The sequence below is a fragment of the Microbulbifer sp. MI-G genome, assembly GCF_030440425.1.
Classification (GTDB): domain Bacteria; phylum Pseudomonadota; class Gammaproteobacteria; order Pseudomonadales; family Cellvibrionaceae; genus Microbulbifer; species Microbulbifer spongiae.
In genome coordinates this window covers 1,066,364-1,086,269 of record NZ_CP098023.1, presented here as the reverse complement: position 1 = coordinate 1,086,269, position 19,906 = coordinate 1,066,364, and the positions used below count along the sequence as shown (strand labels likewise).

At 51.4% G+C, this 19,906-nt stretch carries 17 protein-coding genes; 7 read left to right on the top strand and 10 right to left on the bottom strand.

Annotated features, from left to right (window positions below; all coding sequences use genetic code 11):
- The first annotated feature begins 40 nt into the window (after window positions 1–40).
- Both lnt and M8T91_RS04470 read left to right on the top strand, forming a co-directional pair.
- Entirely contained in the window at window positions 41–1,627 is a 1,587-nt protein-coding gene (gene lnt / locus M8T91_RS04475) for an apolipoprotein N-acyltransferase (RefSeq protein WP_301417225.1), read from the top strand.
- 130 nt (window positions 1,628–1,757) lie between these two features.
- Window positions 1,758–2,675, top strand: a complete 918-nt coding sequence (locus M8T91_RS04470; protein ID WP_301417223.1) for a TIGR01777 family oxidoreductase — start codon at window positions 1,758–1,760, stop codon at window positions 2,673–2,675.
- A 28-nt stretch (window positions 2,676–2,703) separates the two neighbouring features.
- Here the strand turns inward: M8T91_RS04470 and M8T91_RS04465 are convergent, their stop codons facing one another.
- From M8T91_RS04465 to M8T91_RS04455, 3 genes are all read right to left on the bottom strand, one after another.
- Complete coding sequence (locus tag M8T91_RS04465) at window positions 2,704–3,117, bottom strand: hypothetical protein (protein WP_301417221.1); 414 nt, start codon at window positions 3,115–3,117, stop codon at window positions 2,704–2,706.
- Window positions 3,118–3,361: 244 nt separating this feature from the next.
- The gene (locus tag M8T91_RS04460; RefSeq protein ID WP_301417219.1) at window positions 3,362–4,144 is read right to left on the bottom strand and encodes a YdcF family protein; all 783 of its coding nucleotides are present in this window, start codon (window positions 4,142–4,144) and stop codon (window positions 3,362–3,364) included.
- The gene (locus M8T91_RS04455) at window positions 4,141–4,590 is read right to left on the bottom strand and encodes a zinc ribbon-containing protein (RefSeq protein WP_301417217.1); all 450 of its coding nucleotides are present in this window, start codon (window positions 4,588–4,590) and stop codon (window positions 4,141–4,143) included. The genes M8T91_RS04460 and M8T91_RS04455 overlap by 4 nt, the downstream gene beginning before the upstream one ends.
- Before the next feature lie 159 nt (window positions 4,591–4,749).
- Here M8T91_RS04455 and leuS point away from each other — a divergent pair, with 159 nt between their 5' ends.
- From leuS to holA, 3 genes are all read left to right on the top strand, one after another.
- Complete coding sequence (gene leuS / locus M8T91_RS04450) at window positions 4,750–7,347, top strand: leucine--tRNA ligase (RefSeq protein WP_301417215.1); 2,598 nt, start codon at window positions 4,750–4,752, stop codon at window positions 7,345–7,347.
- Between the two features lie 84 nt (window positions 7,348–7,431).
- On the top strand, window positions 7,432–7,956 hold the full coding sequence (locus tag M8T91_RS04445) for an LPS-assembly lipoprotein LptE (RefSeq protein ID WP_301417212.1): 525 nt from the start codon (window positions 7,432–7,434) through the stop codon (window positions 7,954–7,956).
- A gap of 99 nt (window positions 7,957–8,055) precedes the next feature.
- Window positions 8,056–8,973 (top strand): DNA polymerase III subunit delta, encoded by a 918-nt coding sequence (gene holA / locus M8T91_RS04440; RefSeq protein WP_301417210.1) that lies wholly within the window; start codon window positions 8,056–8,058, stop codon window positions 8,971–8,973.
- Between the two features lie 143 nt (window positions 8,974–9,116).
- Here the strand turns inward: holA and M8T91_RS04435 are convergent, their stop codons facing one another.
- From M8T91_RS04435 to M8T91_RS04410, 6 genes are all read right to left on the bottom strand, one after another.
- On the bottom strand, window positions 9,117–10,295 hold the full coding sequence (locus M8T91_RS04435) for a hypothetical protein (protein ID WP_301417208.1): 1,179 nt from the start codon (window positions 10,293–10,295) through the stop codon (window positions 9,117–9,119).
- Between the two features lie 53 nt (window positions 10,296–10,348).
- Window positions 10,349–10,828 (bottom strand): hypothetical protein, encoded by a 480-nt coding sequence (locus M8T91_RS04430; protein WP_301417206.1) that lies wholly within the window; start codon window positions 10,826–10,828, stop codon window positions 10,349–10,351.
- 356 nt (window positions 10,829–11,184) lie between these two features.
- Window positions 11,185–12,057, bottom strand: a complete 873-nt coding sequence (locus M8T91_RS04425) for a CsgG/HfaB family protein (RefSeq protein ID WP_301417204.1) — start codon at window positions 12,055–12,057, stop codon at window positions 11,185–11,187.
- A 26-nt stretch (window positions 12,058–12,083) separates the two neighbouring features.
- On the bottom strand, window positions 12,084–12,494 hold the full coding sequence (locus M8T91_RS04420) for a curli assembly protein CsgF (RefSeq protein WP_301417201.1): 411 nt from the start codon (window positions 12,492–12,494) through the stop codon (window positions 12,084–12,086).
- On the bottom strand, window positions 12,494–12,928 hold the full coding sequence (locus M8T91_RS04415) for a CsgE family curli-type amyloid fiber assembly protein (protein ID WP_301417199.1): 435 nt from the start codon (window positions 12,926–12,928) through the stop codon (window positions 12,494–12,496). The genes M8T91_RS04420 and M8T91_RS04415 overlap by 1 nt, the downstream gene beginning before the upstream one ends.
- A 1-nt stretch (window position 12,929) precedes the next feature.
- A complete protein-coding gene (locus tag M8T91_RS04410; RefSeq protein WP_301417197.1) occupies window positions 12,930–13,613 on the bottom strand; it encodes a helix-turn-helix transcriptional regulator in 684 nt (227 codons plus the stop codon).
- A 958-nt stretch (window positions 13,614–14,571) separates the two neighbouring features.
- Between M8T91_RS04410 and M8T91_RS04405 the strand changes: the two genes are divergently transcribed.
- The gene (locus M8T91_RS04405; protein ID WP_301417196.1) at window positions 14,572–16,230 is read left to right on the top strand and encodes an acyl-CoA dehydrogenase family protein; all 1,659 of its coding nucleotides are present in this window, start codon (window positions 14,572–14,574) and stop codon (window positions 16,228–16,230) included.
- Window positions 16,231–16,337: 107 nt separating this feature from the next.
- Here the strand turns inward: M8T91_RS04405 and pepN are convergent, their stop codons facing one another.
- Window positions 16,338–18,968 carry an aminopeptidase N gene (gene pepN / locus M8T91_RS04400; protein ID WP_301417194.1) on the bottom strand — a complete coding sequence of 877 codons (2,631 nt, stop codon included), beginning with the start codon at window positions 18,966–18,968 and terminating at the stop codon, window positions 16,338–16,340.
- A 323-nt stretch (window positions 18,969–19,291) separates the two neighbouring features.
- Between pepN and M8T91_RS04395 the strand changes: the two genes are divergently transcribed.
- Window positions 19,292–19,474, top strand: a complete 183-nt coding sequence (locus M8T91_RS04395) for a hypothetical protein (RefSeq protein ID WP_301417192.1) — start codon at window positions 19,292–19,294, stop codon at window positions 19,472–19,474.
- Window positions 19,475–19,906: the final 432 nt, after the last annotated feature.

Sequence of the window (19,906 nt, the reverse complement as noted above, 5' to 3'; positions counted from 1 at the left end):
AGGAGCTTGAATCACTGGCTACAGCGGCCCACAGGGCCGGGTGCCGAACACGCGAGTCTATGCGCAGATTACTTTTTCTCTCGCCAGCGCTGGCGCCGGCGGGTTGATGACACTCTCCTTTGCCCCGTTCAACTACTGGGTGTGTGGCCTGCTGTCCCTAGCCCTGCTGGCCTGGCTCTACCTGCAGGCTTCGGGGGGACAAACCCTGCGCGGACGCAGCGCCCTGTGGCTGGCATTCTGCTACGGCCTGGGACTTTTCGCCAGTGGCGGCTCCTGGGTCTACATCTCGATCACTAACTTCGGCAACGCCTCTGTTCCCCTTGGGATCGCGCTTACCGGGGGTTTTGTCGCCATAATGGCGATGCTGCTGGCAGCCCCATTTTATGTTATCGGCCGTTTTACCGATAACCGGTTCAGCTTTGCCCTGGCCTTCGCCGCCCTCTGGTTTATCAGCGAATGGTTTCGCAGCTGGATATTGACCGGCTTCCCCTGGTTATTTGCCGGCTATGCCCATTTGGATACCTGGCTGTCCGGCTGGGCTCCGGTACTGAGCGTCTACGGTGTCGGCCTGTTGCTGGCGTTTGGCGCCGCCGTGCTCGCCCTGGCGTTCAGCGGCCGCCTGGTGCCACTGAATCAGCGCAGCCATATCGCCCTGATTGTCTCGGCATTACTCCCCTGGCCCGCAGGCGCCCTGCTTTCTCACGTGGCGTGGACCCACGCGGAGGGCGGGATCATCACGGTGGGGTTGGTACAGGCCAATATTCCCCAGGAGAAAAAGTGGCTGCCGGAATTTCGCGGAGAGACCATAAGCCGCTACCAGGACGGTACCCGCGAACTGAGCAGCCGGGATGTGGATGTGATCATCTGGCCGGAGGCTGCACTGCCAATGCTGTACAGGCAGGCCCCCAACCTGATGCAGGCGCTGCAGCGCAATGCGGAAAAAACCCGAATCGACCTGATCAGCGGCATCCTCTACGATATACGTGATCCCAACAACAATGGCCGGATTGTACATAATTCAGCCGCCGTGTTCGGCCAGAATCCCAGTGTCTACCACAAGCGCCACCTGGTTCCCTTCGGCGAGTACGTACCCCTGGAGCAGTTGATCCGAGGTACCATCGAGTTTTTCGACCTGCCCACCTCCTTTATCCGCTCAGGGCCCGACGAGCAGCGCCCGCTGAAGGCAGCGGGTGTCAGCTGGGCACCGCTCATCTGTTACGAGGTTGTCTATCCGCGCCTGGTGTCAAACAGTGCACTGCCGGCCCAGGTGCTCCTCACGATCAGCAATGACGCTTGGTTCGGGGAGTCCATCGGCCCTTTGCAGCACTTGCAAATGGCGCAAATGCGCGCGCTGGAAACCGGCCGCTATCTGGTCCGCAGTACCAATACCGGAATGACTGCCATCGTGGACCCCCAGGGACATATCGTGAAACAACTGCCCCAGTTTGAACAAGTCAACATGACAGGCGATATCCGCGCAATGCGGGGAGTCACCCCATTTATGCTTGCCGGTATCCCCATCGTATTTGCTCTGGCTCTGCCCATGCTGGCTCTGGCGGTCATCCTGCGCCGAAGAGGAAGTGCCAAAGCCCAGGCACCTGCCACTGGCGAAGTCACCGACCAGTAAAGCCTCCCGAAAAGCGCTCCGGCAACCTGGCGGGCTCAACCCCAGCTCCGCCAGGGCCCCGTCATGACTGTAGATGACTGCTATGCTGCAAGCACTTCACCAATAAAACTGCGGCAGGGGCGCCCTACCTATGCATTGTTTAATCAGTGGCGGCACCGGCCTGATCGGCAGGCTCTTTTGCCAGCGCTGGCTGGACCGTGGAGACAGTATCACTGTATTGAGCCGGCAGCGGGATAAAGTGCGCGCACTTTGTGGAGAATCTGTAGATGCCTGCAGGGAACCGGAAGAGGTAGAGCGGCCAGTAGACGTCGTGGTGAACCTGGCGGGAGAGCCCATCTCCCGTCGCTGGACCGAGAGGCGCCGCGCTGAGATCCGCAATTCACGTCTGAAAACCACAGAGAAGCTGGTGCGCTGGACACTCGTGCAAAGAGCGCGACCCGGTTACTTCCTGTCCGGCTCGGCGATTGGCTACTATGGGGATCGCGGTGGAGATCTGCTAAAGGAAGACAGCCCCCCCGGAGGAGGTTTTGCCGCACAGCTGTGTCGGGATTGGGAAGCTGCAACCCTACCCCTACAGCAGGCGGGTATCTGTGTCGGCATTATGCGTACGGCTATTGTACTCTCCAACCGCGGTGGCGCCCTGCCACAGATGCTGCCGGCATTCCGGCTTGGACTTGGGGGGCCCATGGGTTCTGGTGAACACTGGATGAGCTGGATTCACGAAGAGGATGAGGTGGGGCTGATGCTGCACGCTATCGACCGGCATCTGTGCCTGCCATTCAATGCCAGTGCACCGGAGCCAGTCACCAACAACAGCTTTGCCCGCCTCCTGGCCAAACAGTTGCACCGCCCCGCTGTGATGCGCACACCCGCCTGGTTATTGAACATCCTGTTTGGAGAAATGGCACAGGAACTGCTTCTGACAAGCGAGCGGGTGGAGCCGCGCACAGCACTCGACAGCGGCTATACTTTCCACTTTCCCACCCTCTCGCAGGCCCTTGCAGACTTGATCAATGGGGGCAGTGCCACCCGCGGCGCACAGGCCTGAAAGTGCCTCCACATGCGCACAAGATGTCTCAGGCCGCCGCCATGGCGCTCTCCAGCGCCTCAGCCAAAAAGCGACAACCCGCCTCGCTGGTCACCCGCTCTGCATGGCACTCCATTGGTGCAGATCCAACCCACCGGGCATGCCAGCGATACCAATGGGATTCTTCTCCACCCTTGCGCAACTCGATAAATTCCACTTGGGCAGGGTCAATACGAAATTCTCGCACTATTTGCCCGGCAAATGTCTCAAAGTTCTTGCTTAGCTGGGCACCGACCTCCGTACCCGCATAGAGAAACAACAGGGTTCTGCCATCCTGCCTCACTTGCCTGAAACCAATCCAAACTGTCTGATTTAAACGGTTGTGTAACTGGATGGGAGTAAAAGAAATCGGGAAGCCCTTCATCTTGGGTTTATCTCGCTTGTTGTTATGGTTGTTTTCCACCGCCGTTACGCCTATTGGTAACCCCGGCAGTCAAACCGATCTTCCATGTCTTGTTTGATGCCGCCGTCCCGGAAGCACAGATGCAATCTGAGTCCGGCTGCAGGTATTTCAAGGGTCCGGCCTGCGACGCCATTCATCCTAAGTCCGGCCCTAGAAGTGATCAAGTCACTGTCTTGTCCGGCACCCTGCGGCCCCTCCTCTCTTGGCCGGTAGGCCTCTGAAAAGCCTTTACTTTAAAAGTTCCTCAACAGGAGTGCATTGGTGGCAGCGATCTCCAGCGATACCATACCTGTGCCAATACTTCCCGCCAGTAAATCTGCGTTTGAAGCATCGCCGCCGCACCGGGTGTCCAGCGCAATACGCCGCTCTGTGACTGCGGTAACAGCTCCGCCGCACTGCCTACCGACAGTGGCTGCACTTGCAGGCCAGCGCGGGTAAACACTTCTGCTGCGCGGGGCATATGCCACCAGTGGGTTACCAGGACAATACTTTTCACACCGGCACTGCGCAATATCGCTGTGCTGTGCACAGCATTCTCCGCAGTTGTACGGCTGCAATCCTCGCGCCAACTGACCTGCCGGAACAGCTCCCCTTCCAGCAGGGCTGCCATCATCTGTGATTCTGCCAACCGCTCATTCTCATAGATCCTGCCACCGGAGACCAGTAGTGGCAGGTGATCCGGCGCTTTTTGTGCTGCCCAAACCACCCTTTCGAGACTTGTTGCCGACAAGCGCTCATGGCCAGACATCCGGTCACGGTAGCGCCCACCACCGAGAATAACGACAGCCTGGGGAGTGATACCGGCCATTTCCGGAGCTGTTCCCAACTGCTTTCCAAGCCAGGCAGAAAACGCGGGTGTGGCACTCACCCAGAGAGCAGCGAAAGAAATAACGGCCAATGGCAGTGCCGAGCGCTCCAAGAGGGAGCCGAAAGGCAGGAAGTACAGTAGAAAAGCCAACAGCAATCCCAGCAGAGGTGCCAGTGGCGGCATCAAAAGGCTTGTCATAATCGGATAAAATTCGATCAATATTCAAGACCACCCTTAATCTGGCGAAAGCAGCCATATCCGCAGCGGTGGCATGGGGTAATCTGGGTATGCTGCGGGGGCAGCACACGATAACCACAACCCAGGCACTGCAGCTCCTCATCAGCTCCCACATATTCGCCAGCCAGGGCCCAGGGTTGTCCGTCTTTGATACAACGCATCAGATTGGGCCAGGCAGTTTCCGTTGGATCTGCCGCATCCAGGAGCCAATTGCCGCCACGCTCCTCAAGGGTGCGCAACTCCCCCCCGAGACCACGCAGATAATCCGCCGCCCGATGCAGGTCATCCTTTAACCAGGCGCGCAGGAATGCGACTTTATTGGCTGTCAGATCCTCAACAGCCAGCTCTCCTTCCACCAGATTCTCCAGGTCCTCGCGCAACTCGTCGACCAGATCTGCCTTCGGTGGTAACTTCGGTTCCTTCGTCACAATATCCCTCCTATAATTCCGCGTTTACACATCCTAATAGATGCTCCGGGGACGGGGCTTGATTGCGATCATCCTCCCTCGGATACCGGTCAGCAACCGTACCCGTTGGAGCATTGAACGTCCCGTAAATTTTGATCACAGAGTATAGGCCTCGAATTCATGCAAGAGCAGTACAATCCCTCCACGGTCGAAGCTTCCGCCCAGGCATTCTGGGAGGCACACAAAAGCTTCGAGGTTAAGGAAAACACGGACAGGGAAAAATTCTACTGCCTGTCCATGTTCCCGTATCCCAGCGGCAAACTCCATATGGGGCACGTGCGCAACTACACCATTACCGATGTGATTTCCCGTTACCATCGCATGCGGGGTAAAAATGTCCTCCACCCGATGGGCTGGGACGCCTTTGGCCTGCCCGCTGAAAACGCTGCTATCCAGAACAAGACCGCCCCGGCCAAGTGGACCTATGCCAATATCGACTATATGAAGGGGCAGCTGAAAGCGCTCGGCTTCGGCTTTGACTGGTCCCGCGAGTTGGCCACCTGCCAGCCTTCCTACTATCGATGGGAACAGTGGTTTTTCACCCGGTTGTACGAAAAGGGTCTGGTTTACAAGAAAAATGCCGCCGTCAACTGGTGCCCCCACGACCAGACGGTGCTGGCCAATGAGCAGGTGGAGGACGGAGCCTGCTGGCGCTGTGGTACCACGGTTGAGCGCCGCGAACTGGCACAGTGGTTTATCAAGATTACCGACTATGCGGAGGAACTGCTCAGAGATCTGGACAAGCTGCCAGGCTGGCCCGAACAGGTACGCACCATGCAGCGCAACTGGATCGGCAAGAGTCGCGGTGTGGAGCTGAGTTTCGCCCTGTCTGAGACTGTGGCCGGTATGGACCACTTCGACGTTTATACCACCCGCCCGGATACGCTGATGGGTGTCACCTACCTCTCCCTGGCCGCCGAACACCCCATCGCCCTGGCGCTGGCGCAAAACAACCCGAAATTGAACACATTTATCGCCGAGTGTAAAAGGCAGACCCTGTCCGAGGCCGATTTGGCCACCATGGATAAAAAAGGCATGGACACCGGGCTGAAGGCCATTCATCCCATCAGTGGTCAAGAAGTGTCCATATGGGTGGCCAACTATGTATTGATGGATTACGGTTCCGGCGCCGTTATGGCGGTGCCTGCCCACGATCAGCGCGACTGGGAATTTGCCCATAAATACCAGCTGCCTGTGGCGCAGGTGATTGAACCCACCGATGGCCGTCTTGTCGATCTGGACAGGGAAGCGTTTACCGAAAAAGGCAGGCTGGTGCATTCCGGCTGTTTTGACGGGCTGGACTTTGACGGGGCCTTTAGAGCGATCTCCGAGGCACTGACCGCCTCCGGCAAGGGCCGCGTAACCACCAACTATCGCCTGCGCGACTGGGGCGTATCCCGCCAGCGTTACTGGGGCGCACCGATCCCCATGTACAACCTGGCCGACGGCGGGGAGATCCCGGTACCTGCGGAAAAACTGCCCATTTTACTGCCGGAGGACGTAGTGCTGGACGGGCTTCAATCCCCCATTAAGGCCGACCCCGAGTGGCGTAAGGATGAACTCAACGGCACTCCGGTTGAGCGGGAAACCGACACCTTCGATACCTTTATGGAATCCAGCTGGTACTACGCCCGCCACACCTGCCCGGATTTTGAGCAGGGTATGCTGGACCCCGATCGTGCCAACTACTGGCTGCCTGTCGACCAGTATGTCGGCGGTATCGAACATGCCATTTTGCACTTGCTCTATGCGCGTTTCTTCCACAAGCTGATGCGTGACGAGGGCCTGCTCGACAGCGATGAGCCTTTTAAGCAACTGCTTTGTCAGGGGATGGTGTTAGCGGAATCCTTTTACCAGGAGGAAAATGGTCACAAGACCTGGATCAACCCTTCCGACGTGGATATCGAACGCGATGAAAAGGGCAAACCGATCAGAGCGGTTGAACGCGCCACCGGTAAGGCGGTTCTCTCCGGTGGTGTGATAAAGATGTCCAAGTCCAAAAACAACGGCGTAGACCCCCACGCCACAGTAGAGCAGTATGGCGCGGACACAGTGCGCCTGTTCACCATGTTCGCGGCGCCACCGGAACAGACATTCGAGTGGCACAACGCCGGTGTCGAGGGGGCCAGCCGCTTTCTGCGCAAACTGTGGAAGACGGTGTATGCACATGTGACAGCCGGCCCCAGTCATACCGAATTTGACCGACAGGCCTTAAGTGACCGGCAACAGCAGTTGCGCCGCAAAACACACGAAACCATCCAGAAAGTGGGCGATGACTACGGCCGCCGCCAGACCTTCAACACTGCCATTGCGGCAGTGATGGAACTGCTCAATACGGTGGGCAAACTGGCCGAGCGGGACAGCGAGCAGGGACTCGCCGTTGAACGCGAAGCCCTGCAGGCCGCCGTACTGTTACTGGCCCCGGTTACCCCCCACATCTGCCACCAGTTGTGGCAAAGCCTGGGAAATACCATCGATCTGATTGATGCTCCCTGGCCCGAGGTGGACAAACAGGCCTTGGTACGCTCAACCATCACTCTCGTAGTACAGGTCAATGGCAAGGTGCGTGCAAAGCTGGACGCGCCGGCAGATGCGGATAACAAGGCCTTGGAACAGCGCGCGCTAGCCGATAACAAGGTGCAGAAATTTCTGGGTGAAGCTACTGTGCGCAAAGTAATCGTGATACCGGGTAAGCTGGTCAATATCGTCGCCAAATAAATTTGCCATCAAAGCCGGACACGCAGTGTGTCCGACTCTGTTGGCAGGAATTCAGAAGATCGACCCGATGCAATCAGGTGGCTTATGAAAAAAATCCCACTCCGAATTATTATCCTGGTGTTTGCCTTTACAATTATCAATTGTGGTTGGCACTTGCGCGGTGTGCCCAAGAATTTTCCTCCGGGCAGCACTATTTATATTTTCAGCGAAAATCCGCGCAGTGATATCGCCGATGAGCTCAGCCGCCTACTGCACAACTCTGGTGTGGCCATCGCGCCATCACCTATGGATGCGGACTATGTACTGACCATTCACACAGAAACCGAGCGCAAACTCACAGTCGCTGTGGACTCAGAGGGTCGCGCATCAGAATACGAGCTGATTACCAGCGTTATTTACAGTATTCGCACTGGCAGTGGGGAGACTCTGTTGAATAAGGCCCAGGCTGACGTCTACCGCGCACTGGTATGGGATGTTTCGGAGATCGTTAGCAAGGGGGAGGAAGAGCGCTTGCTGCGCGCGGAAATGCGCCGGGAACTGATCGGCCGAATCATCGACCGGCTGCGTCGCGTTGATGCCAATGCGCCCTTAGAAGACAAAAGCTACTAGGCGTTTCTGCTCCAATGCGTATCCCCCCATCAGCTGCAACAACATTTCGGCAAGGGGCTTGCCCCGGTCTATATTATTTCCGGTGACGAGCCACTACTGGTGCAAGAGTGCTGCGACCAGGTGCGCGCTGCGGCAAGAAAACACGGCTTTGGTGAGCGTGAACTTCTGCATGCAGAGCACAATTTCGACTGGGGGTTACTGCGCGCCTCTGCGGGCAATATGTCCCTTTTTGCAGAAAAAAAACTGATCGAGGCACGCATACCCAACGGTAAGCCGGGAGACAAAGGCAGCAAGGCCCTACGGGAATTTGCCAAACACACCCGCCGGGATTTAATACTGCTGATCGTGCTCCCCAGGCTGGATAGATCCCAACTCAATAGCAAGTGGGTCAAGTCCCTGGAGAAGGATGGCGTACTTGTACAAGTCTGGCCGGTGGGTGCCGAGGATATGCCCCGTTGGATCCACCAGCGACTGAACGCTGCCGGGCTGTCTGCGGAGCCGGAGGCAATACAGGTGCTCGCAGAACAGGTTGAGGGCAACCTGCTTGCCGCGAGCCAGGAAGTGGAAAAGCTGAAACTTTTGGATTCCGATGAACGCATTACTGTCGAGCGGTTGGCGCAGAGTATCACCAGCTCTGCCCGCTACAGCGTGTTCGATCTCATAGACAGAGCCCTGGCTGGAGAGGGCGAAAAATCCATTCAAACCTTAGAGGGACTGCGTACAGAAGGCATAGAGCCCCCGGTCGTACTCTGGGCACTGACCAGGGAAATACGCTCACTGCTGGACATTGGAGAAAAACTGGCGCAGGGACAACCTCTGGTACGCCTGGTACGTATCCAAAAACGCCAACCTCTTGTACAGTCCGCCCTTGCGCGTCTGCGTCCCCGCCAACTGGAAACCCTGCTTCTACGTGCGCGCGCTATTGACGCAGCAATCAAGGGTGGGGCCGCACACCAGTCTCCCTGGACAGGCCTGCTGGAACTCACTCTGAATTTATCTGGTTATCGCTGCCTGTGACCGTTGAAACTTGTCTTCCCTGACCCAGGCCGCAGAGTAATTAATAGAAAGTGCCTGGCATAAGAAGTTTCTGTTTATTCTCAGCGACAGGTAACCTCTCCCCTGAGCAGGGAGAGGTTGGTGATCACCAGATTATGAGGCTATTAGTTTTGTACAACAGTGGCCAGATTGCTGGTGCCAACCTGGTGTACGCTGACCATGTTGAAACCATTTGACTGGTCCACAAAGGCAGCGTTCTCATTGCCGGATTGACCGAGATGTGCGCTTTGCTCAAATCCATTCTGTGAGAGAGCGATCAAGTTGTCAGCACCCAGGTCCTGGTGGATTTCAGCCATGTTCAGCTCCCCCACTTGATCAATATCCACGGTATTGGAGACACCTTCGCTGAACCCGAGTGCGGTGTTGCTATTTCCGGACTGGTCAATTGTCAACATATTCATGTCGCCATTCTGGGAAAACCCAGTCATATTACCATTCCCCATTTGCACCAGCGTGGCAGTATTATTGTTTCCAAGCTGATTCATATCAACGGTATTGAAACTGTCAAACTGAGTAACAGTGGCAGCATTGTCAGCGCCTACCTGGTAGGCCACACTGGAGTTCCCGCTGCCATCCTGAGCGATCGTGGCCTGGTTGTTGGCACCAACCTGCGCCAGATCCTGGTAGTGAAAGTCACCGGTCTGCAGCAAATTTGCGGTGTTCTCGGCCCCTTCCTGGTAGACAATACCCACGTTTCCATCACCTATCTGGCCGCCATTGAATCCATCGGCAGATGTATACCGGGTGCTGTTCCACACACCGTTGCCATTCCCGGTCTGGGTACTGGAGAAGTAGTTCGCGTCGCCTTCCTGGTGCAGAGCGGCCATATTATCATTGCCATTTTGCAACATATCGACATAGTTAAAGTTGGACTGGCTGTACTGGTCGATATACAGTGTATTCTCACTGCCCATCTGACCTGCATAGGCAGTATTCCCAGAGCCCTCCCATTGATGCAGAGTGCTCCTGTTACCTTCTCCCTCTTGATAACTGGAAGCCTCAGAGCCCTCCTGCATCCACTGGTCAGTTTCCACCCAATTGCGATTGCCAATTTGCGTCTGGTCAAGGTAGTTTCCGTCAGCAAAAGACTGGTAGGCGTTTGCCCGATTGTCATTGCCTTCCTGCCACTGATAGGCGGCGTTATTGGTAGACTGGTCCACCTGGGTAATTGTTGCCCCATTGTCATTGCCAAACTGCATTTGATCCCCGACGTTACCATCGGCTAGGACTTGACCGGTTCCGCCAAGCAGGGTAATCGCGGCAGCAAGTGAAAATTTTTTCATTGATGGTTTTTCCTCTAAATTAACTGAAATCACGGACGAAATAACACAGCGCATTAATCGTACTGCACTATTTGCACTGCATGGTTGTCACCAAACTGCGCGACAAATCCAAATAACCCATCCCCATGTTGGATAATATTCGCAGAATTTCTCTGACCAACCTGGTCAATCAGAGCGATATTACCCGTACCATATTGAATAGCTGCCGCCTGGTTATAGCCCCCGGACTGGGATATGGCCGCATAGTTTACATTGCCAGCTTGCTGAATGACCGCTCCATTGGAATAACCTTCCTGAATCAGAATTACCTGATTAAACTGGCCAGACTGGGAAACTTCCGCTAAGTTCTCATCGCCAACCTGAACTATCTGAGCCATCTGTCTTTTAAGCGGGTCATCTCCAAGCAAAAGAAGATCCAGTGCACCCTGACCGGACAGCAATTCATTGTGGGGATCCAGGTCATCCGCATACACACTGGGCAGAGCAAACAAGAATAGAAGCACAGACAATACAATCGCATTGCTAGCGTTCACGCAGAACTCCAAAAAAGAGAAATACACCGTTAAAAGTCCGCCAACAACGTCACTATAAAACAATTGAGGGGGAAATAAATCGGAAAAAAGCGTATTTATTGCACCCTTAGAATGAGAAAAATACGACTTTTGTATGAGTGTCGGTTAATTTAATCGTGAATTTCTCACCCAGATAAAAGACAGCATTTCCTTTCAAAGTGCAACAACACCCAATGAAAAATTAATCATAAGAATTCAACAAAAAGCTGATGTCGATAATGGAATTTATTATCCCAGCCAGCATGGAGGAAAATAAGAATTAAAATACAATCAAATCAACCATAACCATTATTCTGGAAAACTACAGACTTGCCAGTTTATAATATTTTTACGGGGGTTTCAGCATATTCACTCAACACAGAAGCTGGATATTCCTTACTATCCTGTAATGCCCAAAGATTCGCATTCACTCCCTGGGAAATCAGGTGGATTACTGCTGCCTCAATAGCAGACAGAACACAGAGTTGTGCAGGGTCATTTGTTGTTGTCCCTGCTTCAATTTCCAGCAGTCTTTTGTACTCTACGAACTGATAGACATCGCCTTGTATCTGACGTGACAATATTTTTTTACTGGTGAGAACGCTACTGACAACTCTGCCACTACGGACATCCACCGCGCGCAGATTAACGGTTACCTCATCCACCCGGTATTGCTCCGAAATACCGATACCAAAATATCTGACACCTGCACCTCCGGTTTTTATATTGGTATCATAGGCAACAATCCCACCCTCAAGCATAATGTTTGCCGACATGAGAGATGGCAGCTCAAAAGGTGGGATATTACCTTGCTCTTTTATGGCCGCACGAATTATTTTTCTTTCCGTCAGTAGATTTTGAAGCCCTTCTCTTTCCAAGGTTACAAACCAGCCAGATTCATTCAGCACCTGCACCAGCATCGCAGCAGCTCCCTGTGTAACCGCTGTGGAGAACGAACTGGCTGGAGCCGGCCTGTACTGACCTGTCAGATCGCTAAAGCCATATACCGCAACAACTATCTTTCCTCTGGGGGATGGCAGGCTCAGTAAATCCACATAGGTACTCATCCTGTCAGTCAGGGTTGCTTTCTGTTTTCCAGGACCAAAAAGAGCCTCTCCGGTTTTTTGAAAAAAACTACAACCAGCAATAGAAACAATCAAGACAAAAAAAATAGTCCTTAACAACATCATCGCTGCCTTTAGAAAATACAAAAGCGCCATTCACCAGAAAAAACATACTAGTTTCCGGGATCCAGGCCAACAACCACAATCTCGGAAACCTCTCCTGTAACCGCATCAGTAATAGTGATGGTCAGCGTACCGTCCACATCGACAATATTGACGATGAAATCATCCGTCACTAAAGTACCATCATTACCGTTTCCCACATCGGTTAGCAACTGCGACAGCAGCCTGGACTCTAAAGTATCCGTAAATCTATCCAAAGAAGAGATTCCGGAATAAGGTGATTTATCAGCCTTTGGGTCTCTCTTACTGTTTTGGGCACTTGCATTGTTCAACAGATAGTTGCCATTTAACGGATTCCCGCCAAATGAGGGATTTACTGGTGTGTAAATCAGTTCGGTAGCCGAACCTATATATGGTGAAATTGAACAAATGGTGACAATAAAAAAAATCCATCTTCTCATTAGATCTCCTCTCCTGCCAAATCCAGATTTTGAGAGAATAACTCCTGCAACCTTTTCTGCCGGACATTATTGTCAATCTGTGTGGCCGCCCTCTCTACAATCTCCCCAAAAGTTCTTCGTCCGGGATATAGTATAGTTTTAAATACCTGTTTATTCTCATAGGTAACCCAGACAACGCTTCCCCACCTGGCTGAGGGTCTCTCATGAACAGTCAGATTATATTCAAACTCGGACAATGTCGCCGATAGGTAGAGAGAGAGGGAGCGGGCAAATTCATGCCCTATACCACTTACAGTGTCATCGATTACAAGCCCTGTCAGCAGAGAATCCTCTGCTTCCAGTTCCTCCAATTCCTGGGAATAACCAAATAAGGTTAGCGAAGAAAAAAGAAGTATTAAAGACAGAACTTTACGGATACGAAAATCGGTTATCATATTACAAATTCTGACTGGCCCAACTACTTGCCTCTAATCGATTTTTACAACCTATTTTTCGGTATATTTTATAAAGATGACTCTTAACAGTATGCTCGCTTACACACAGCGCTTCAGCGATATTGGCATTGGTATGACAATCACAAATGAGCTGTAAAATTTGTCGCTCTCTCCGTGTCAAATTATAAGTCCTCCCGGACCATTTTTTTGGTTTTCGGTTCTGCCTTAGAAAATTATGCAACACATCTCTTGGAAACCAGTACTCACCAGAAAATATTCTTTTCAATCTTTCCAATATAATCCTGGGCTCACTTTCCGAGGACATTAGGCCAAGGACCCTCTCCCAATAAAGCACAAAATCAATGTCCTCTGTCTGACTGATATTGATCAACACAATATTGGGAGGTTCTGTTATCTCGTGCACCTCTCGTAGCAACTGATCAAGATCTGCCAGCGTTAGACCCGCGCAATCCAGAATAAGATAATCAGCCTCTATCTCTTTAAAGGCATTAATTTCAGAATGACGAAATATGATACATTTGATATTAAATTCATCTTCTATTTTTCCAGCAAAAATAGAAGTTTGAATGTTCATACAGGAAGTTAAGAAAACGACGGAAGGTCTATTTTCTCCCGCTTTCGCAGTTATGACTTTTAGGCGTGCATAATCCTTATGCAAATTCATCTGGGATTCCCCAATGTGCAGTCCTATTTCAATATTTATTTTTTACCTTGCCAGTTCTTCTTGATACTTCTCGGTCATCTTACACTGTGAGCTAAATCTATTCGATCAAACACTTTCCTGCAACAGGAAGTGACTTGGAGACTACAATTTCAATCTTAAGTGTATTAATCTCCTTTGTGCAAGCCATTTATTAATACCTAGGTATTACCCTATCCCGGACAGAAAACAGACGAATCGCTTTTTGGCATTTAATTCCTCATACATTGAGGGAGCGACAGTACTAAGAGCAGTGTTTTGAACCCCAATATTACCGGATGGATTTTGAGGAAAAATGAGTTAAAAAGGGGCAGAAAGCTGTATGATAAAAATTTGCTTTTCTCTCCTAAACTTGCTCAAAGTAAAGATGGATAGCGAAAGAGAATGCAAGGCATATTGAATGATCCGAAACAGATTTTTCGAGAAAATGTTAAAAAAGTCAGCACGACATACTCGACGACGATACGATTATTCAAAAACAATCAAGTAAAAAATAGATGAGAGGTTACAAAAAGGCCATGATTTTATTAAAAGGAGCCCATATGTAGAGTCAGCAAAGAGTATATGACGGGATTCTCAAATTTTCTGGATCAATCGCTTGCGGTCAAATAGTGATCGGGAAGCGATTTGGCTATGCTCCGGTTCCAGAGTAAGCCTCGCTGGGCACTCCCAGTAGTTGGTCCGGCTACTACTGAGAGTACCTTGAACTGCCTGGCCGGGACGATACACTAAGAGGCGAGCTCATTACCCTGCAAGGCCAACAACCATCGAGCCTCAGTACTGCCTCAGGCGAAACAAAGGTCCTCCTGGTCAATTATTAAGCAGATAACTCTTGATGCTGCAGAGTGTATTCCCATTGTGGGCGCAGTAATAGGTCAGGCAGACTCCTCTTCACTTATCGACGTCTACAGAGACTGAAGTTATGATTGATCACTCTCACCCAACTGCACACACTGCCACTCACCAGGTTTACAATCAGGTACCACCCCTGTTTGGGCATAACCTGTATGCAGGTGATCCGGCGTTACAGGGGGCAGTATATATCAATAAAGGGCGATGGGCCGAAGCCGACTTACACCGTTACGGAGAAATCTGTGGCAGACCGGAAATGATCGAACGCGGGTATGCTGCCAATGAATTCAAACCCATATTCGAAAGTCACGATCGCATAGGGAACCGTATTGACCTAGTGCGCTACCATCCCTCGTACCATCAATTAATGCAACTGGCGCTTTCGGAAGGACTGCACAGTACGCCTTGGACTGATGCCGGTCCTGGTGCCAATGTGGTACGGGCGGCAAAAAACTATCTTCAAAGTCAACTAGAAGCTGGCCACGGATGTCCGGTAACGATGACATTTGCCTCAGTACCGACAATTCTACTGAATCCTGAGATTGCCAAGGAGTGGGTCCCCAAGATTCTCAATAGGGGATACGATAGCAGTAACCGCCCCTATTTTGACAAGTCATCACTGACAATTGGCATGGGTATGACGGAAAAACAGGGAGGCTCGGATGTCCGCGCCAACACAACCACCGCAATTCCAGTGGGTGATGGTATTTATGAGTTGATAGGACACAAATGGTTTATGTCCGCCCCAATGTGTGATGCCTTTTTGATCCTTGCACAGGCTCCCGGGGGGCTCTCCTGCTTCCTGGTCCCGCGCTGGCGACCGGATGGCAGTAAAAACCCACTGGAAATTCAGCGCTTGAAGGTTAAGGCGGGCAATGTATCTAATGCCTCTTCGGAGGTAGAGATACGGGGCGCACTTGGATGGCTGCTGGGCGAGGAGGGGCGCGGCGTAAATGCCATCATCAAAATGGTGGCAATTACCCGATTTGACTGTATGACCGGATCCTCCGGGGGCCAGCGTCAAGCAGTGGTGCAGGCAGTATATCACGCTTCCAGGCGAAAAGCCTTTGGGCAGATGCTGATTGACCAGCCCCTAATGAAAAACGTCCTGGCCGACTTGCAGCTGGAAGTCGAGGGGTCCGTTGCATTGACCATGCGGATAGCCAAAGCCATGGATCTTGAGGAAGTGGAACATGAAAAAATGCTGCTGCGATTGGGTGCTGCGGTGGGGAAATACTGGATATGCAAACGTAGCCCCCACCATGCTTATGAAGCAATGGAATGTCTGGGAGGCAATGGGGTTATCGAGAATTTTATCACCGCACGGCTCTACCGGGATGCCCCTATTAATGCCATTTGGGAAGGATCAGGCAATATCCAGGCTTTGGATGTCCTGCGTGCGATCACTAAAACGCCTGCCGTGGTAAACCACTGGCTCGACGAGATGGAGGGAAGCCTTGGCGTGGATACAAGGCTGGACAAAGCGATCGAAAAACTGAGAAACGAGCTTGCAGACCTTGACCAGTTTGAATACCGGGCACGACATATTGTTGACCAGATGGCTATTACCATGCAGGCGCATCTTCTAGTCCAGGGGGGGAATGAGGCGGTCAGTGATGCCTTCATGGCATCCCGGCTGGAAAGTAGCGGCGTGCGCAGTACCGGCAGCCTTCCAAAAGGGGTCGATGTAGAGACACTACTGATTCGCGCAAATCCACTGATGGTATGAGTTGCACTTACAAGTCACATGTCGCAGCTTGTGGCCATGTAAGGCGATCAGGCAAAAAAATTCCGGTATCGTCGCGGCCATCAATTGATCGGTTTGCCACCAGAATACTAGTTCAAGCTTTTACTCACCACTTCATACAAATCTCCTGACAGATCTCCAGAGTCCATAATCTTTTTTAGCGCAATTTTCATTTTTCTGGCAAGATCGCCTGTGTATCTCTTCCAACGGGTAATGGGAATCACTTGTTGCGCTGCAATCTGTGGATTCAACTTATCCAGAGTGATTACCTGATCAGCCAGAAATTCAAATCCACTACCATCACTCCTATGGAATTGGCTGAAGTTTCCTTTCGCGAAGCCACCAATCACTGCCCTTACCCGATTGGGGTTTTTCAAATCAAACGCCGGGTGTTGAATGAGTTTTTCAACAGCGCTCAGATTTCCTCTGCGGGAACTCCTGCTCTGCTGGCCAAGCCAGAGTTCGACAACTTGCGCATCCTCTTTCCAGCACTGATAAAATTGTTCGATTGCAGCAATCGCTTGCTTGTCACCGGCATGGTTAATCAAAACACTCAAGGCAGCAGCCTTGTCAGTCATATTGTTCGCTGTATCAAACTGCTCTTGTGCCAAAGCCAGTGCATCGGCCGTTTCTGTGGCACAGAGATATAACAGACAGGTATTCTTTAGTTTTCGCTCAGCAATGTCTTTCGCACTCAGACTGAAGGATTTTCGCACATTCAATGCAGTATACTGCGCACGAAACTCGCCAAAAAGCGCTTCTGCCAGCGTTTGCAGGGCAAATTCCCGAGCGGCCACTATCGCCTCAGCATCGATGTGTACTGACGCCTCAGCAATAGACTGTTCACTCGGCAACTGCAATAACTCCGCTACCAGTGCCGGCTCGAGGTCTCGATTCAGCAGCACACTTCTGTAAGCCGCTATCAGCTCCGGCTGAAGTTGTAGTACTCCCCCTGTGCGGTACGCCTGCTGCAGATCAGACAGTGCCAAGAATGCCAGCCTCTGGGAAGCATCCCACCGGTTGAAAGTATCGGAGTCGTTAGACATCAAAAACAATAACTGATCAATACTATAGGGGTAATCAATTTTTACAGGTGCTGAAAAGTCGCGCAACAGGGATGGCAGGGGCTTTTCAGACAGCTCGGTGAACTCAAATGACTGCTCAGCTTCTGTAATCTCCAATACACACTGGGTGGTACCCTGTCCATCCAGAACCAGTTCGTTGCCATTTTTGTCCAATAGCCCCAGTTTCAAGGGGATATGGAATGGGCGTTTTTCTCTCTGGCCAGGTGTTGGCGGACACGATTGGCGGACAGTGAGCACATAGGTACCCAGTGTTTCATCGAAATAATCAGTCACAGTGAGTTGCGGAGTGCCTGCTTGGCTGTACCAGCGCCGGAACTGAACCAGATCAATCTGACTAGCATCCTCCATCGCTCTTACAAAATCCTCACAAGTGACCGCACAGCCGTCGTGGCGCTCAAAGTAGAGATCACTCCCCTTGCGAAACCCTCTCGGGCCTAGCAGAGTGTGTATCATACGTACTACCTCAGCCCCTTTTTCGTATACGGTCAGTGTATAGAAATTGGAAATCTCCATATAGGAATCCGGACGGACAGGGTGTGCCATGGGCCCCGCATCCTCTGCAAACTGGTTGGTGCGCAACAAGGATACATCCTCAATACGTTTAACGGCTCGCGAGTTCATATCTGCAGAAAATTCAGCATCTCGAAATACTGTGAATCCCTCCTTCAGACTCAACTGGAACCAATCTCGACAGGTGACTCGATTCCCTGACCAATTATGAAAATATTCATGGCCAACGATCGATTCAATTCTCTGGAAAGTTGCATCTGTTGCAGTCTCTGGACTTGCCAGAACGCAAGCAGAATTGAAAATATTCAGTCCCTTGTTTTCCATCGCTCCCATATTAAAGTGATCAACCGCGACAATCATAAAAATATCAAGATCATATTCTCTGCCATATACTGCCTCATCCCAGCGCATGGCATTTTTAAGCGAGCGTAAAGCGTGATCACCTTTATTGATGTTTTTTTCTTCAGTAAATAGCTGTAACTTTACCTTTCTGCCACTGGCCGTGATGAAACAATCTTCCAAATACTGTAGATTTCCTGCCACCAGCGCAAAAAGATAAGCGGGCTTAGAAAATGGATCCTCCCAGGTCACATAGTGATGGTCGCCTTCACAAGGGCCTCGGCTAATCTCATTACCATTAGAGAGCAATACCGGATACTCTTTGGGTGCGACTATAGTGGTAGTAAATTTCGACATGATATCCGGCCTGTCAGGGTAGAAAGTGATTCTTCTAAACCCTTCGGCCTCACACTGAGTGCAATACATTCCATTGGAAAGATATAACCCCTCCAGGGTAGTGTTATCCTCTGGATTGATACAGGTTTGAATGTCCAGGAAAAATTCAGGCTTATCCACAGACACCAAAATTCCCTGCGGCATCTTCTCGTAGTGTTCTGGTGAAAGCAGTGCACCATCAATGGCGATTGACAATAGTATTAGATCTACACCATCCAGAAATAGCGGGGGCAAACCTTCCCCGGCCGCAGGATTTCGACGGATCTTAAGCCGCGATTTGACCAAGGTTGCCTTTGGCTTTAACTCAAAATGCAAGTGGGTATTGTCAACCAAGTAGTCAGGTGCACGGTAATCCTTCAGATAGATGGTACTGGGCTTGGCATGTCGCATTATCAGGCATATCCTCAGTAGCAGTCGTTCACGCTGAAGAGGCGTAGAACGTCGCCACAAGCAGAAACAACAAGTAGAAAAGTTATTTTTATCCCGGCAATCAAACTTACCGGAATAACAGTGTCCCCTTGGTATTGAATCCAGGCAAATCGTACTGCTTGGAACCCCAACCGGGATAGTGCACCCCTTTGAGGAAATAGAGGAACGGTTGTCAGTGCCCGAACTTGAGGCTAGCATTTCGCCACAGACGGCACCACAAACAGCAGATGTCAGTCCCGCTAGTTTCAGCCGCTACCATCCTGTTGGTGACGGGGTATGTTCTTATGGGTAACAAACTCATCGCCTTGCTGCTTTTCATCGGTATCCTGCTTTTTATTGGAGTTCCAGTTATTGGAACACCAGCCTCAGTATCACTGACAAACCAGCAGAAGGGCGTTTACCCAGATACGCTAAATAAAACGTATACCCTGCAGCACGAATATCACCAACATATTCTCAATGAATAAAGTCATCTCAATAGCTAATATCTATCACTCTGTACCCCCTAATGTAACCCAGAGGAGAAAAAATACAACGTTCGAAGTGAACAGTATTCCGGGGAGTACCGTTAAGCTTGCCCTCTTGTGTATTTCTCGTGTCGAGAATGAGACTTGAGCAGAGTCTACAGCATTAGCATTGACGGCATGTGAACATCACTAAAACTCCAGCGCCAGAGCTACTCGCAACGCACCCTGACCGATACCTCACTCTTCATAGGGCAGCGGCTTACCACACGGGTTGTAAAAAGCTAGAATACCGGTTAGCAGCAGCTGGTCTATTTGATATGCTTATCCAATCTCATTCCAGGCACTCCCTGCATCTGATGCTGCCACGGGATGACATGATTGGTTAATATACAAACTGCATCCTTTGTTTTCATGTTCTTATAGGTCCAATAT

Excerpts from the sequence above, each read along its gene's own strand:
- M8T91_RS04435 (WP_301417208.1), bottom strand. The coding sequence starts at position 10,295 with ATGAAAAAATTTTCACTTGCTGCCGCGATTACCCTGCTTGGCGGAACC.
- leuS (WP_301417215.1), top strand. The coding sequence starts at position 4,750 with ATGCAAGAGCAGTACAATCCCTCCACGGTCGAAGCTTCCGCCCAGGCA.
- M8T91_RS04395 (WP_301417192.1), top strand. The coding sequence starts at position 19,292 with ATGGGTAACAAACTCATCGCCTTGCTGCTTTTCATCGGTATCCTGCTT.
- pepN (WP_301417194.1), bottom strand. The coding sequence starts at position 18,968 with ATGCGACATGCCAAGCCCAGTACCATCTATCTGAAGGATTACCGTGCA.
- M8T91_RS04405 (WP_301417196.1), top strand. The coding sequence starts at position 14,572 with ATGATTGATCACTCTCACCCAACTGCACACACTGCCACTCACCAGGTT.
- M8T91_RS04420 (WP_301417201.1), bottom strand. The coding sequence starts at position 12,494 with ATGAGAAGATGGATTTTTTTTATTGTCACCATTTGTTCAATTTCACCA.
- M8T91_RS04470 (WP_301417223.1), top strand. The coding sequence starts at position 1,758 with ATGCATTGTTTAATCAGTGGCGGCACCGGCCTGATCGGCAGGCTCTTT.
- M8T91_RS04415 (WP_301417199.1), bottom strand. The coding sequence starts at position 12,928 with ATGATAACCGATTTTCGTATCCGTAAAGTTCTGTCTTTAATACTTCTT.
- M8T91_RS04410 (WP_301417197.1), bottom strand. The coding sequence starts at position 13,613 with ATGAATTTGCATAAGGATTATGCACGCCTAAAAGTCATAACTGCGAAA.
- M8T91_RS04445 (WP_301417212.1), top strand. The coding sequence starts at position 7,432 with ATGAAAAAAATCCCACTCCGAATTATTATCCTGGTGTTTGCCTTTACA.